Below are 254 nucleotides of genomic sequence, written 5' to 3'. Positions count from 1 at the left end.
TAAACTGACCGCCATTCTGGGAAATCACCGGGGACTTGACGCCATTGGCAACCGGTTTTCAAGACATATAGGACCGCACAGAAGACCTCGTAGAGGTCATATTTTCGAGGCTTAGTTCGCTTACGAAAATTTTCTAAAGCTGGTCGAATTAATTCAAATTGTTGCCGAGTAATATTGCTGGGATAATTTTTCATAGCTTAAACTCGCTTTTTACATAGAAGTATATCAAAAATCATAGATCTTGGACAGCTTCT

The 254-nt window shown here is 39.8% G+C and carries 1 protein-coding gene; it reads right to left on the bottom strand.

What is annotated here, in order from left to right; translation table 11 throughout:
- On the bottom strand, positions 1–194 hold a 194-nt coding region (locus FC51_RS12215), incomplete at its 3' end, for a transposase (protein WP_155519328.1).
- Positions 195–254: the final 60 nt, after the last annotated feature.

Origin of the sequence: Lentilactobacillus parabuchneri DSM 5707 = NBRC 107865 (assembly GCF_001435315.1) — a bacterium.
In the GTDB taxonomy this organism is placed as follows: Bacteria; Bacillota; Bacilli; order Lactobacillales; family Lactobacillaceae; genus Lentilactobacillus; species Lentilactobacillus parabuchneri.
This window is presented reverse-complemented; position numbering and strand designations above follow the sequence as displayed.